Source organism: Mesorhizobium sp. B4-1-3, from assembly GCF_006439355.1.
Classification (GTDB): Bacteria; Pseudomonadota; Alphaproteobacteria; order Rhizobiales; family Rhizobiaceae; genus Mesorhizobium.
In genome coordinates this window covers 379,063-392,533 of the sequence record NZ_VFTG01000003.1, presented here as the reverse complement: position 1 = coordinate 392,533, position 13,471 = coordinate 379,063, and the positions used below count along the sequence as shown (strand labels likewise).

The following is a 13,471-nucleotide window of genomic DNA, read 5'->3' as shown; positions in this document are numbered from 1 at the left end:
GGATGGCGTTTCGACTGGCTCCAACCGCGGCGTCGGAGGGGTTCCGGCTCGAGGCGCATGACAGCGTCGGTTCCACCAACGCGCTGGCCTTGGAGCACGCGCGCGCCGGAGATCCCGGCAAGCTCTGGGTCGTATCGAAAAAGCAGGAAAGCGGCCGCGGCCGGCGTGGCCGTGCCTGGGCCACACCCGAAGGCAATCTCGCGGCGACGCTGCTCCTGGTTCCCGGCGGCGAACTGCGGCTCGCCGCGACGCTCGGCTTCGTCGCGGGGCTGGCGCTGGCCGATGCGCTCGACGCCGTCGTGCCGAAGGGCCGGATCGCCGTCGCCTTGGACGGCGCGAGCCAGGGCCGCAACCGCTTCGAATTGAAATGGCCGAATGACGTGCTGGCGTCGGGCGCCAAGCTTGCCGGCATCCTGTTGGAGTCGACGATGCTCGAAGGCAGCCGCTTTGCCGTCGCCATCGGCATCGGGGTCAATGTCGTGGCTTATCCTGAGGATTTGCCTTATCCGGCGACGTCGCTGCAGGCGCTGGGCGCCACTTGCGATGCCGCAACGCTGTTCCTGGCGCTCTCGGACGCCTGGAGCGAGAATGCCCGGATGTGGGATGATGGGCGCGGGCTCGATGCCGTCAGAAAGCGCTGGCTTGACCGCGCGGCGGGGCTCGGCGGCGAGGTTGCTGTCAGAATTGACGGCAATGTGGTGCGCGGCGTCTTCGAAACCATTGACGAGGACTGCCGTTTTGTGATCCGCGACGATCAGGGATCGGTTTTGACGATTGCGGCCGGCGACGTGCATTTCGGCGCGGTCGCCTCGGCCCGGGCATAATTTTGTTTTTGTGCAATTCCGGACGGAAAGCGGTGACACGCTTTTCCCGGAATTGCGCCAACGGCTTGGCCAAAGCGGCCAGGAAGGAAAGAATTGATGGCGAATAGAGAAAACGCCGAGCTCGTCTTCGCGCCGCTGGGCGGCGTCGGCGAGATCGGCATGAACTTCGCCCTTTACGGCTATGGGCCCGCCGACGCACGCGAATGGATCATCGTCGATGTAGGCGTGACCTTCCCCGACAGCGCACATCCCGGCGTCGATCTGATCCTGCCCGATACGCGCTTCATCGAGGAGAATATCGACGGGCTGCGCGGCATCGTCATCACCCACGCGCATGAGGACCATTACGGCGCGCTGCTCGACATCTGGCCGAAGCTCAAAGCGCCGGTCTGGATGACGCCTTTCACCGCCGGCCTGCTCGAGGCCAAGCGGCAGGGCGAACAGGGCGCGCCGAAGATCCCGGCGTCGATCTACCGGGCCGGCGAGAAATTCACCATCGGACCTTTCGAGATCGAGGCCATTCCGGTGGCGCATTCGATTCCCGAGCCGATGTCACTGGCGATCACCACGCCCGCCGGCACCGTCATCCACACCGGCGACTGGAAAATAGACCCGGCGCCGACAGTCGGCCCGAAGACCGACGAGGCACGCTTCCGCGCCTATGGCGACAAGGGCGTGCTGGCGCTGATCTGCGATTCCACCAACGCGCTGAGGGAAGGGGAGTCGCCGTCGGAAGTCGCTGTCGGCGAGGGCCTCAAGGACGTCATCGAGAGCGCGAAGGGACGCGTCGCGGTCACCACCTTCTCCTCCAATGTCGGGCGCATCGTCTCGATCGCCAGGGCGGCGCGCGATGCCGGCCGGCAATGCCTCGTGCTCGGCCGTTCGTTGAAGCGTGTCATCGATGTGGCGGGCGAACTCGGCTACATGGACGGCCTGCCAGAGTTCATCGCCGAGGAAGATTATGGCTATATCCCGCGCGAGAACCTGGTGATCATCTGCACCGGCAGCCAGGGCGAGCCGCTGGCCGCACTTGCAAAGCTTTCACGCGACGAGATGAAGTCGGTGGCGCTGACGGCCGGCGATACGGTGGTGTTTTCCTCGCGCACCATTCCCGGCAACGAAAAGGGAATTCTCGAGATCAAGAACCGGCTGATCGATCTCGGCATGAAGATCATCGAGGACGGCGACGCGCTGGTGCATGTCTCCGGCCACCCGCGCCGCAGCGAATTGCGCAAGATGTATGAATGGGTCCGGCCGCAAATCGGCGTTCCCGTGCATGGCGAGGCGGCGCATCTGGTGGCGCAGGGCTCGCTGATGTCGATGTCGGGCATCGGCCAGGTGGCGCAGGTGCGCGACGGCGATATGCTGAGGCTGTGGCCCGGCCCGGCGACGATCATCGATCAGGTGCCATTCGGCCGGCTCTACAAGGACGGCCTGTTGATCGGCACCGACCAGGCGATGGGCATACGCGACCGCCGCAAGCTTTCCTTCGCCGGCCATGTCGCGGTCAATGTCGTGCTCGACGACAAATATGAGCTTGCCGGCGACCCTGATCTGGTGGCGATCGGCGTCGCCGAAGCGGACGCCCGCGGCGAGACGCTGGAGGACCTGATGCTCGATGCCGCAATCGGCGCGGTGGACTCCATTCCGCGCCAGCGCCGAAAAGACCTCGACCTGGTGCAGGAAGCGGTGCGCCGCGCCGTGCGCGCCGCCGCCAACGAAGCCTGGGGCAAGAAGCCGCTGGTGACGGTGTTCGTCACGCGGTGACGAATGAGGGAATAGGGGAGTAAGGCAGCAGGGGAGTAGGGAAGAACGAGCAGTTGCCTGTTTTTCCTCTATTCCCCTACTCCCTTACTCCCCTAAAGCGGAGCGCTTGATGCTTGGACGCCTGAACCATGTCGCGCTTGCCGTGCCGGATCTGGCCGCGGCGGCGGCGGCCTATCGCGATACGCTGGGCGCGCGAGTGGGCGAGCCGCAGGCGTTGCCGGAACATGGCGTGACCGTGGTGTTCGTCGATGTCGGCAACACCAAGATCGAGTTGCTGGAGCCGCTGGGCGACACGTCGCCCATCGCCGCGTTCCTCGAGAAGAACCCTTCGGGCGGCATGCATCACGTCTGCTATGAGGTCGACGATATTCTGGCTGCCCGCGATCATTTAAAGCAAAGCGGCGCGCGCGTGCTTGGCGACGGCAATCCGAAGATCGGCGCGCATGGCAAGCCCGTGTTGTTCCTGCATCCGAAGGATTTCTTCGGCACGCTGGTTGAACTGGAGCAGGTATGAACTGGATCCTGTTCGCGGCGCTGTTCTTCGTCACCTGGTGGCTGGTGCTGTTCGTTGTTCTGCCGTTCAGCCTGCGCACGCAAGACGACGACCAGGATGTCACGCTGGGCACCGTTTCCAGCGCGCCGCGCGGCCCACATATGCTGCGCGCTTTCATCCGCGCGACAATCGTGACGGTGGTCGTGATGGGCATTCTCTACAGTCTGACGATGGGGCTGGGATTCAGCTTCGACGATATCATGCGGATCATGCCGGACTTTAGTCCGAATACCCATCACTGACGCTGAAGATACAGTCTCGGCAAGTATTGAGCCCCACACGCGCGCCAAAGTTGAATTCGGAAGCCGGCTTCCGAATTCGGCCGCTATCCATGGCTGAAGCTGTTCGGCAGATGGTTGCGCTAAGCAGATGATTGCACAAAAAAAATGCAAGGCACGAGGCCTTGCAATTTAAACGCGTCCGATCCGTTTCCGGTGTCCGGCGGCAGCGAGTTACCGCGCCTAGATCGCATCCTCCCAAGACTTTGACCGCGTAGGAGAGCAGATTTTTCTCCGCCCTCTCGGTTATCGGCGCACACTAGACCAAGGCAGGTGAAAATGTCACGAAGAATTTTGCCTCGAAACAGGCAATATCGTGCTGCACTGCACAATAGTGCGGCAGGGCTTGCTTGTGAATCGATCAAAAAGCCATTTGCGGCACTTTGCAGCCAAAATCGCCTTTTTGGTAAGGTGCAGAAGGCCCGATACTTTGGGGCACTCGGGTTTCCATTCGGCCATGAAATGGCTATGAAGCCCGGGCAAGCAGCCTGAGGCGCGCCGATTCCCGCGCCGCCATCTTCATTCACGGACCAGTCCATGCGTTTGTCGCGCTACTTCCTGCCCATTCTCAAAGAAAATCCCCGCGAGGCCGAGATCGTCTCGCACCGGCTGATGCTGCGCGCCGGCATGATCCGCCAGCAGGGGCAGGGCAGCTTCTCGTGGCTGCCATTGGGCAAACGCGTGCTGGACAAGGTCTGCCAGATCATCCGCGAGGAGCAGAACCGCGCCGGCGCGCTGGAAATCCTGATGCCCACCATCCAGTCGGCGGATCTGTGGCGCGAGAGCGGCCGTTACAACGACTACGGCAAGGAGATGCTGCGTATCAAGGACCGCCAGGACCGCGACATGCTCTATGGCCCGACCAACGAAGAGATGGTCACCGAGATCTTCCGCGCTTACGTCAAGTCCTACAAGGACCTGCCGCTCAACCTCTACCACATCCAGTGGAAGTTCCGCGACGAGGTGCGTCCACGCTTCGGCGTCATGCGCTCACGCGAATTCCTGATGAAGGACGCCTATTCCTTCGATCTCGATTTCGAGGGCGCGAAGGCCGCCTACAATCGCATGTTCGTCTCCTATCTCAGGACGTTCACGCGCATGGGCCTGCAGGCCATTCCAATGCGCGCCGACACCGGTCCGATCGGTGGCGATCTCAGCCATGAGTTCATCATCCTGGCCGAAACCGGCGAGAGCCAGGTGTTCTGCGACCGCGCCTATCTTACGCTCGACGTGCCGGGCGCGGACACCAACTTCTCCAACGATGCCGAAATCGGCGACATCGTGAAGACGTGGACGACGCCTTACGCCGCCACCGACGAAATGCATGACGAAGCGGCCTGGGAGAAAGTCGCCGAAGGCGACCGGCTCTCGGCTCGCGGCATCGAAGTCGGCCATATCTTCCATTTCGGCGAGAAGTACTCCAAGCCGATGAACGCCAAGGTGACCGGTCCCGACGGCAAGGACCATTATGCATCCGGCGGCTCCTACGGCATCGGCCCGTCGCGCCTGGTCGCGGCAATCATCGAGGCGAGCCATGACGAGAACGGCATCATCTGGCCGGAAGCGGTGGCGCCTTTCGATATCGGCCTGATCAACATGAAGGTCGGCGACGGCGAATGCGACCGCGTCTGCGCCGAGCTCTATGCGGCGCTCAACGCAGCCGGCAAGGACGTGCTCTATGACGACACCGACCAGCGTCCCGGCGGCAAATTCGCCACCGCCGATCTGATCGGCCTGCCTTGGCAGGTGATCGTCGGTCCGCGCGGCGTGGCCGCCGGCGAGGTCGAGATCAAGAACCGCAAATCGGGCGAGCGCACGACGCTGCCGATCGCCGAGGCCAAGAAGCGGCTGGGTATCGCCGCATGAGCGAGGCGGTGGCAGCGGCCAGATCAGCGGCGGGCGCTTTCTCTGGCTTCGAGCGCATGGTGGCGTGGCGCTATCTGCGCTCGCGCCGCAAGGAGACGGTGATCTCGGTCATCGCCTCGATCTCCTTTCTCGGCATCATGCTGGGCGTCGCGACGCTGATCGTCGTCATGGCCGTGATGAACGGGTTCCGCGCCGAGTTGCTCACCCGCATCCTCGGCGTCAACGGCCACCTCATCGTGCAGCCGCTCGATTCGCCACTGGAGGACTACGCCCAGGTCGCGAGCAGGATCAACGGCGTCGCGGGCGTCAAATACGCTATTCCGCTGATCGACGGCCAGGTGCTGGCGCAAGGCAATGTCGGCGGCGGCACGGGCGCCTTGGTGCGCGGCATCCGCGGCGAGGACCTCGGCAAGATTTCGATCGTCGCCAGCAACATCAAGCAGGGCACGCTTGACGGTTTCGACACCGGCGAGGGTGTGGCGATCGGCAAGCGCATGGCCGAAAGCCTCGGGCTGGGGCTCGGCGACACCATCACGCTGATCTCGCCGGACGGCGACGTGACGCCGCTCGGCACCACGCCACGCATGAAGGGGTACAAAGTGGCGGCGATCTTCGAGGTCGGCATGTCGGAATATGACAGCTCGATCGTCTATATGCCGTTTTCGGAAGCGCAGCTCTATTTCAATATGGACGGTCGCGCGCAGACCATCGAGATCTATGTCGACAATCCCGACAATGTCGACGCGCTGAAGCCGCTGGTCGAGCAGGCGGCGCAGCGGCCGGTCGATCTCGTCGACTGGCGCCAGCGCAACGAGACCTTCTTCTCGGCGCTGCAGGTCGAGCGCAACGTCATGTTCATGATCCTGACGCTGATCGTACTGGTGGCGGCGCTCAACATCATTTCCGGCCTCATCATGCTGGTGAAGGACAAGGGCCACGACATCGCCATCCTGCGCACGATGGGCGCCTCGCGCGGCGCGATCCTGCGTATCTTCCTGATGACGGGGGCGGCGATCGGCGTCACCGGCACCATCGCCGGCGTGCTGCTCGGCGTCGTCATCTGCATCAACATCGAATCGATCCGCCAGTTCTTCTCCTGGATGACCGGCAGGATTCTGTTCAACCCCGAGCTCTATTTCCTCAGCCAGCTGCCGGCGAAGATGGACCCGCGCGAGACGACCTATGTCGTCATCATGGCGCTGGCTCTGTCGTTCCTCGCGACGGTGTTCCCGGCCTGGCGGGCCGCCCGGCTCGATCCCGTCGAAGCCTTGAGGTACGAATGATGGCCGAGGCCATTATCGAGTTGAAGGGCGTCGAGCGGCACTATGTCCAGGGGCCGCGCAAGCTCACCATTCTGAACGGCGCCGACTTTTCGCTCAGGCGCGGCGAGATGGTGGCGCTGGTGGCGCCGTCGGGCACCGGCAAGTCCACTCTTTTGCACACAGCCGGCCTCCTGGAGCGGCCCGATGCGGGCGACGTGATCCTCGCCGGCCGTGCCTGCGGGCGGCTATCGGACGAGGAGCGCACGGCGATCCGTCGCAACGATGTCGGCTTCGTCTATCAGTTCCATCATTTGCTGCCGGAGTTCTCGGCGCTCGAAAACATCATGATGCCGCAGCTGATCAAGGGGCTTCCTCCCAAGGAAGCATCCGAGCGCGCGGCGCAGCTTCTCGACTACATGCAGATCGGCAAGCGCGCGCAGCACCGGCCGGCCGAGCTTTCCGGCGGCGAGCAGCAGCGTGTCGCGATTGCCCGCGCCGTCGCCAATGCGCCGCTGGTGCTCCTGGCCGACGAGCCGACCGGCAATCTCGATCCAACGACCGCCTCCTATGTGTTCGACGCGCTGGAGGCGCTGGTCAGGCAGTCGGGGCTGGCGGCGCTGATCGCTACCCACAACCATGAGCTGGCCGGGCGCATGGACCGGCGGGTGACGCTGGCTGAAGGCAAGGTGGTGCCGCTGTAGGGCAAGCCGATATTCGGATGAGGCTGGCCTGCGGACGGCAGGTTCTGCGCTTCCGGTACTCACGTACTTTAAGTACGCTCCGTTCCGGTTCTCGGAACCTACCGTCCTCGACTCAGCCTGATCCGAATCTCGGCTTGCCCTGCCTCTGCGCAACGAGCCCAATCCGCCGTCAACCCTTCCTTAACCCTGCCCAAACGCGTCGCAAGGATTCGTTCCGACGGGCCATTTGCGGTCGTTGACATTCGAACAAAATTAGAACAAATTCCGAACATACCAACAACGGAGAGAGTTATGTCTGATCTGGTTCAGGATGTCGTCTCGCTGGTTTGCATGAGCACCTTTCTCGTTTCCATGGCGATCTGGATCGGCGCCATGTGATCGGGCGGCCTCGCCGCCGCTTCTCCGGGCGGGCAAGGGCCCGCCTGACGGGCAAGAACCCGCCCATTGTTGTTAAGTCTTTCTTGGCCGCGCCCACGTAGGGTGCCCCCTCTAGACAGGAGCCCAGACAGGGGAGCCGAGGCAAGTGTCGGTCTTCGTCACGGTCACCCTCGTGGCCGGCAATCTCGGACTGATCTTCCTTTTGATCACCGTACCGCTCGGGCTGCGCACGGCGACGGTGAGCCGCGTGATAAATGCCGACCGCAATCGCCTCTGGCAGGCGCTGTGGCCGCTCGGCGGCGATGCCGGCTGGTCCGGCGAAATCCTTTCCGCCGAGCCCCTGGACGGCGAGCGGACGGCGCTGATCAGGCTCTCCTGGGACGGTCGGGACGGCCGGCCGATCGAGCGCAAGGCGCGGTTCGAGGACGTCAGCGGGGGCAGCCGCTTCTCGATGACCGTCATCGAGGACACGGCGCTCGATCCCTCGTTTTGGGCGCACTATCGTGAGACCGCCGAGCTCGTGCCGGAGGGAGATGGCACGCGGGTCACGCTTACCCAGACCGACCGCTATCGCGGCGTTGCCTTCCTGATCTTCCGCTTCTTTGCCATGCGCCGCGAATTGCGGAAGCTCGACGTCTGGGCGGTGACTGGCACCTATCGCAGGGGCGGCTGGTTCGAGCATCCGCTCAGCCAGATCGGCTTTGCCGTGCTTTCGGCCCTGATCCTGTGGCCATTCTTCGGCCTCAATATCGGCGGTTTCGCGCTGGCGGCGATCCTGACCTCCGTGGTCGCCCTGCACGAGCTCGGCCATATGGCCGCCTTCCGGCTGAACGGGCATCGCCGGGCGCGGATGATCTTCATCCCGCTGCTTGGCGGCATTGCCATCGGCGGCAGGCCCTATGACAGCCGCTTCGAGGTGGCGTTCGTGGCGCTGATGGGCGCCGGCTTCTCCGCTTTCCTGGTGCCGGTGCTGATCGCCGCCAGCGGCTTCGCCGACGGCGAAGGCCATCGCCTGGCGGCCATGCTTTTGGCCACCCTTGCCGGCTGCGCGTCGCTGTTCAACATCGCCAATCTGGTGCCGGTGTGGAAATTCGACGGCGGCCAGGTGCTGCGCCAGATCTGCCCGGGACCGGTCGCACTTGCGCTGGCGTCCTTCCTGCTCTTGTCGGCGCTTCTGGCGCTCGGCTGGCGGGCCGGTTTCTCGCCGAGCTTCCTGCTGATTGCCGGCGCGGTCTTCGCGATCCTGAGCCTAATCACCGTGGGCAGCGGCGTGAAGCCGCGTCACGAGCTGAAGCCGATCAAGACCTTCGACCGGCTGGCCATGGCCGGCGCGCTGCTCGCCGTCTTTGCCATTCATGGCTACGGCATGCTGTGGGCCTCCGCGCAACTGATGTAGGGTGTGCTGATATTCAGTGAGGCCGGCCTGCAAACGCCGGCTTCCTGCGCTTCCGGTGCTCACGTACTTAAGTACGCTCCGCTCCGGTTCTCGGAATCCAGTATTTTCGACTCGGCCTGACCTGAATCTCAACACACCCTGGGCCGGTGACAGTTCAGCCGACCTTGCGAGCAGGCTCCGCAGTCGGAATGGCAGGCCCGAACACATCCTCGAAAGCGGATTTCAGCGACAGGTCGAGGTCGGCCATGGTGACCGGGAGGCCAAGATCGACGAGGCTGGTCACGCCATGATCCGAGACGCCGCAGGGCACGATGCCGCTGAAATGGGCGAGATCCGGCTCGACATTGATGGCGATGCCGTGGAAGCTCACCCAGCGCCGCAGCCGGATGCCGATTGCCGCGATCTTGTCCTCGGCGGGAGAGCCGTCCGGCAGGGCAGGGCGATCCGGCCGCACCACCCAGACGCCGACACGATCCTCGCGGCGTTCGCCGCGCACGTTGAAGGCGGCGAGCGTGGCGATGATCCATTGCTCGAGCGCCGCGACGAAGGCGCGCACATCCTCGCGCCGGCGCTTCAGGTCGAGCATGACATAGGCTACGCGCTGGCCGGGGCCGTGATAGGTGTATTCGCCGCCGCGGCCCGCGGCAAAGACCGGAAAGCGGTCGGGATCGATCAGGTCTTCGATCCGCGCGCTGGTTCCGGCAGTGTAGAGCGGCGGATGCTCGACCAGCCAGACCATCTCGCCGGCAGCACCGCTGCGGATCGCCTCGGCGCGCGCCTCCATGAAGGCCAGCGCGTCCGGATAGGCGGTCAGGCCGGGTTCGATCACCCATTCCACCGGCGCCGAACCGGGGAGAGGAAGGAACGACGTCGCGATCTGGCTGCGTTCTGTCATGGATTGTTCGTTTATCGGCTATGCATACCGCGATCCCAAATCGCGTTTCACCTTCGGGCGGCATACTTCCCAGCTTATATGGCGGCAATCGGCCGAAACGTCCAGTTCCGGCGGTGCGCGGCCGGCCTGTAGAGGGTTGCGCAGATCAGCGACGAATATTCGCTCAGCGCACTTGTTTCGCCGGAAACGATTTGCTACAGGCCGCGGGCCGGACGGTTCCGGCTCCTACCACGTGCGGTCGTGGCGGAATTGGTAGACGCGCAGCGTTGAGGTCGCTGTGGGGCAACCCGTGGAAGTTCGAGTCTTCTCGACCGCACCAAACCTTCTCCAAAGGCTTTGGAATTAGCGCTGCCAGGCGACTGTTGTCGTTGCTGCTGCAGGGCTCGCTTGCCAAACGAAAAGCGGCGGCGCGACCGCGCCACCGCTTGGTATTCCCAGTTAATCCGAAGCTGTCGGGCTGGACCGACTACGCAGCCTTCTTCGTCCGCGCCAGCGTGTCGGCCACCACTTCGCCGAAGGAGGCGGGGGTCGGCACGATAACTACGCCGGCTTCTTTCAGAATCTCGACCTTTTCCTGCGCCGACTCGCCGAAGGCGGAGATGATCGCGCCGGCGTGCCCCATGCGGCGGCCTTTCGGGGCGGACAGGCCGGCGATGTAGGCGATCAAGGGTTTACGCATGTTGTCGCGCGCCCAGATCGCGGCTTCGGCTTCCTGCGGGCCGCCGATTTCGCCGATCATCACCACGGCGTCGGTGTCGTCGTCGCGCTCGAAGAGCTGCAGGATGTCCTTGAAGGACGAGCCGTTGATCGGATCACCACCGATGCCGACGCTGGTCGACACGCCGATGCCCAGCGCCTTCATCTGCGAGGCGGCCTCGTAGCCCAGCGTGCCGGAACGGCCGACGATGCCGACGCGTCCGGGGAGATAAATGCTGCCCGGCATGATGCCCATCAGCGCTTGTCCGGGCGTAATCACGCCGGCGCAGTTCGGGCCGACCAGCCGCATGCGGTCCTCGAAGCGATACCGGCGCATGTAGCGCTTGACCCGCATCATGTCCTGCGAGGGGATGCCGTCGGTGATGCAGACGCAGAGTTTTATGCCGGCGTCCGCGGCCTCCATGATCGAATCGGCGGCAAAGGGCGGCGGCACGAAGACGATGCTCGCCTCGGCGCGGGTTTCGCGCACCGCGCCCTTGACGGTGTTGAAGACCGGCAGGCCGAGATGCGTCTGGCCGCCCTTGCCGGGCGTGACGCCGCCGACCAGCTTTGTTCCGTAGCGTTTCATGTCCTCGGCATGGAAGCTGCCGATCTTGCCGGTGAAGCCTTGCACGATCACGCGCGTGCTGCGGTTGAGCAGGATTGCCATTTCTCGACCTCCCTCAGGCTGCTTTCTTTTTCTTGGTGGCTTCACGCCAGGCGGCGACGGCCTTTTCGGCGGCTTCGGCCAGCGTGTCGGCGACGATCACCGCCTCGCCGGAATCGGCCAGGATCCTGCGCCCTTCCTCGACCTTGGTGCCGGAAAGGCGCACCACCAGCGGCACATCGACGCCGACCTCGCGGATCGCCTTGATGACGCCCTCGGCTACCCAGTCGCAGCGGTTGATGCCGGCGAAGATGTTGACCAGGATGGTCTCGACATTCTTGTCGCCGAGCACGGCGCGGAAGGATTTCGCCACCCGCTCCGGCGAGGCGCCGCCGCCGATGTCGAGGAAATTGGCCGGCTCGCCGCCGGCGATCTTGATCATGTCCATCGTCGCCATGGCGAGGCCTGCGCCGTTGATGATGCAGCCGATGTTGCCGTCGAGCCCGACATAGGAGAGGCCACGGTCGCTGGCGAAAGTCTCGCGCGGGTCTTCCTGGCTCTTGTCGCGCAGCTCGGAGATTTCCGGACGGCGAAACAGCGCGTTCTCGTCGAACGACATTTTCGCGTCGAGCGCGACGAGGCTGCCGTCACGTGTCACCACCAGCGGATTGATCTCCAGCATCGTGGCGTCATAGTCGCGGAACACCCGGTAGCAGCCGAGGATGGTTTCGGTCGCCTTGCCGATCAAATTGTCTTCGAGCCCGAGCCCGAAGGCGATTTCGCGCGCCTGGAAGCGCTGCATGCCGACCCCCGGATCGACGGTGGCGCGGATGATGGAATCCGGCGCCGTCTCGGCGATCTCCTCGATCTCCATGCCGCCGGCGGCCGACGCCACGATCATGACGCGCTCTTCCTTGCGGTCGAGCACAAAGCCTAGATAGAGCTCCTGCGCGATATCGACGGCCTCCTCGAGATAGAGGCGCGAGATCAGCTTGCCGCGCGGGCCGGTCTGCTGGGTCACCAGCTTGCGCCCGAGCATGGCTTCCGCCGCGTTGGAAATCTCCTCGTCATTGGAGCAGAGTTTTATCCCGCCGGCCTTGCCGCGGGCGCCGGAATGGACCTGCGCCTTCAGCACCCATTTCGAGCCGCCGATCTCGCGCGCCCGGTAGGTCGCCTGTTCGGGGCTATAGGCCAGCCCACCGCGCGGCACATGCACGCCGTGGCGGGCAAGCAGTTCCTTGGCCTGGTATTCGTGGATGTCCATCAAGTCCTCCCGGTAATTTTTAGTGCGTCGCGCCATGCGCCTGGCCGGCGCGTTCGATCGCCTCGTTCACCACCAGCACGTTGCGCGCCATGCGCTCCGACGCCGCGTCGATCATCTTGCCGTCGAGCGCTGCCGCGCCCTTGCCGGCCGCTTCCGCTTCCTTCAGCACTTCGAGGATGCGGCGGGCGCGCGTGACCTCCTTCTCCGGCGGCGAGAACACATCGTTGGCCAAGGCGATCTGCGAAGGATGGATCGCCCATTTGCCTTCGACGCCGAGCGCCGCGGCGCGTCTGGCGGCTGCTGTGTAGCCTTCCGGGTCGGAGAAATCGCCGAACGGTCCGTCGATGGCGCGCAGGCCATAGGCGCGGCAGGCGACCGTCATGCGCGACAGCGCGAAGTGCCACTGGTCGCCGGGATAGTCGGGATTGAGGCCGCCGATGTTGACGGTGCGCGCCTTGTTGCTGGCGGCGTAGTCGGCGACACCGAAATGCATCGCCTCCAGCCGGCCGGGCGTCGCGGCGATCGCCTCGACATTGGCCATGCCGAGCGCGGTCTCGATCAGCGCCTCGAGTCCGACGCGCGTCTTGAAGCCCTTGGCCATCTCGATCTGGTTGACCATGGCTTCGACCATGTAGAGGTCGGCCGGCACGCCGACCTTCGGCACCAGGATCGTGTCCAACCGGTCGCCGGCCTGTTCCATGACATCGACCACGTCGCGGTACATGTAGTGGGTGTCGAGACCGTTGATGCGCACCGATACGGTCTTGCCTTTGGCACGCCAGTCGATGTCGTTCAGCGCCTGGATGATGTTCTTGCGGGCGCGTTCCTTGTCGGGCGGCGCGACCGCATCCTCGATGTCGAGGAAGACGAAGTCGGCGGCGCTGTTCGCCGCCTTGTCGATCATTTCCGGGCTCGAACCCGGCACGGCGAGCTCGCTGCGCTGCAGCCGCAGTTTCTTCAGATGGTTGATGGTGTGGCTCATGG

Annotated in this window: 12 protein-coding genes and 1 tRNA gene; 9 read left to right on the top strand and 4 right to left on the bottom strand. The window is 64.3% G+C overall.

The window, feature by feature from the left end:
* The first annotated feature begins 2 nt into the window (after positions 1–2).
* The 8 genes from FJW06_RS06725 to FJW06_RS06690 all read left to right on the top strand — a co-directional run bounded on the left by FJW06_RS06725 (position 3) and on the right by FJW06_RS06690 (position 9,025).
* Entirely contained in the window at positions 3–824 is an 822-nt protein-coding gene (locus FJW06_RS06725) for a biotin--[acetyl-CoA-carboxylase] ligase (RefSeq protein WP_140749742.1), read from the top strand.
* A 96-nt stretch (positions 825–920) separates the two neighbouring features.
* Positions 921–2,591 carry a ribonuclease J gene (locus FJW06_RS06720; protein WP_140749739.1) on the top strand — a complete coding sequence of 557 codons (1,671 nt, stop codon included), beginning with the start codon at positions 921–923 and terminating at the stop codon, positions 2,589–2,591.
* Between the two features lie 109 nt (positions 2,592–2,700).
* A complete protein-coding gene (mce, locus tag FJW06_RS06715; protein WP_140749736.1) occupies positions 2,701–3,105 on the top strand; it encodes a methylmalonyl-CoA epimerase in 405 nt (134 codons plus the stop codon).
* A complete protein-coding gene (locus FJW06_RS06710) occupies positions 3,102–3,386 on the top strand; it encodes a DUF1467 family protein (protein WP_140749733.1) in 285 nt (94 codons plus the stop codon). Before mce ends, FJW06_RS06710 begins: the two co-directional genes overlap by 4 nt.
* A gap of 573 nt (positions 3,387–3,959) precedes the next feature.
* Entirely contained in the window at positions 3,960–5,288 is a 1,329-nt protein-coding gene (gene proS, locus FJW06_RS06705; RefSeq protein ID WP_140749730.1) for a proline--tRNA ligase, read from the top strand.
* Complete coding sequence (locus FJW06_RS06700; RefSeq protein ID WP_140749727.1) at positions 5,285–6,571, top strand: lipoprotein-releasing ABC transporter permease subunit; 1,287 nt, start codon at positions 5,285–5,287, stop codon at positions 6,569–6,571. The genes proS and FJW06_RS06700 overlap by 4 nt, the downstream gene beginning before the upstream one ends.
* A complete protein-coding gene (locus FJW06_RS06695; RefSeq protein ID WP_041007626.1) occupies positions 6,568–7,251 on the top strand; it encodes an ABC transporter ATP-binding protein in 684 nt (227 codons plus the stop codon). Before FJW06_RS06700 ends, FJW06_RS06695 begins: the two co-directional genes overlap by 4 nt.
* A 523-nt stretch (positions 7,252–7,774) precedes the next feature.
* A complete protein-coding gene (locus FJW06_RS06690) occupies positions 7,775–9,025 on the top strand; it encodes a site-2 protease family protein (protein WP_140749724.1) in 1,251 nt (416 codons plus the stop codon).
* A 154-nt stretch (positions 9,026–9,179) separates the two neighbouring features.
* On the opposite strand, the gene lipB is transcribed toward FJW06_RS06690, so the two are convergent.
* Positions 9,180–9,920 carry a lipoyl(octanoyl) transferase LipB gene (gene lipB, locus FJW06_RS06685; protein WP_140749721.1) on the bottom strand — a complete coding sequence of 247 codons (741 nt, stop codon included), beginning with the start codon at positions 9,918–9,920 and terminating at the stop codon, positions 9,180–9,182.
* Between the two features lie 234 nt (positions 9,921–10,154).
* Here lipB and FJW06_RS06680 point away from each other — a divergent pair.
* Positions 10,155–10,239: transfer RNA gene (locus FJW06_RS06680), tRNA-Leu, on the top strand.
* Positions 10,240–10,386: 147 nt separating this feature from the next.
* On the opposite strand, the gene sucD is transcribed toward FJW06_RS06680, so the two are convergent.
* Genes sucD through FJW06_RS06665 form a run of 3 tightly spaced genes read right to left on the bottom strand, consistent with a single transcriptional unit; the run spans position 10,387 to position 13,469 of the window.
* Positions 10,387–11,286 carry a succinate--CoA ligase subunit alpha gene (gene sucD / locus FJW06_RS06675; RefSeq protein WP_140749718.1) on the bottom strand — a complete coding sequence of 300 codons (900 nt, stop codon included), beginning with the start codon at positions 11,284–11,286 and terminating at the stop codon, positions 10,387–10,389.
* 13 nt (positions 11,287–11,299) lie between these two features.
* Entirely contained in the window at positions 11,300–12,487 is a 1,188-nt protein-coding gene (locus FJW06_RS06670; RefSeq protein WP_140749715.1) for a malate--CoA ligase subunit beta, read from the bottom strand.
* A 19-nt stretch (positions 12,488–12,506) separates the two neighbouring features.
* Positions 12,507–13,469, bottom strand: coding sequence for a CoA ester lyase (locus FJW06_RS06665; RefSeq protein ID WP_140749712.1), 963 nt, complete (start codon positions 13,467–13,469; stop codon positions 12,507–12,509).
* Positions 13,470–13,471 lie beyond the last annotated feature (2 nt).

Coding starts and splice junctions, on each gene's coding strand:
- FJW06_RS06725 (WP_140749742.1), top strand. CDS start 3: ATGGCGTTTCGACTGGCTCCAACCGCGGCGTCGGAGGGGTTCCGGCTC.
- FJW06_RS06720 (WP_140749739.1), top strand. CDS start 921: ATGGCGAATAGAGAAAACGCCGAGCTCGTCTTCGCGCCGCTGGGCGGC.
- mce (WP_140749736.1), top strand. CDS start 2,701: ATGCTTGGACGCCTGAACCATGTCGCGCTTGCCGTGCCGGATCTGGCC.
- FJW06_RS06710 (WP_140749733.1), top strand. CDS start 3,102: ATGAACTGGATCCTGTTCGCGGCGCTGTTCTTCGTCACCTGGTGGCTG.
- proS (WP_140749730.1), top strand. CDS start 3,960: ATGCGTTTGTCGCGCTACTTCCTGCCCATTCTCAAAGAAAATCCCCGC.
- FJW06_RS06700 (WP_140749727.1), top strand. CDS start 5,285: ATGAGCGAGGCGGTGGCAGCGGCCAGATCAGCGGCGGGCGCTTTCTCT.
- FJW06_RS06695 (WP_041007626.1), top strand. CDS start 6,568: ATGATGGCCGAGGCCATTATCGAGTTGAAGGGCGTCGAGCGGCACTAT.
- lipB (WP_140749721.1), bottom strand. CDS start 9,920: ATGACAGAACGCAGCCAGATCGCGACGTCGTTCCTTCCTCTCCCCGGT.
- sucD (WP_140749718.1), bottom strand. CDS start 11,286: ATGGCAATCCTGCTCAACCGCAGCACGCGCGTGATCGTGCAAGGCTTC.
- FJW06_RS06670 (WP_140749715.1), bottom strand. CDS start 12,487: ATGGACATCCACGAATACCAGGCCAAGGAACTGCTTGCCCGCCACGGC.
- FJW06_RS06665 (WP_140749712.1), bottom strand. CDS start 13,469: ATGAGCCACACCATCAACCATCTGAAGAAACTGCGGCTGCAGCGCAGC.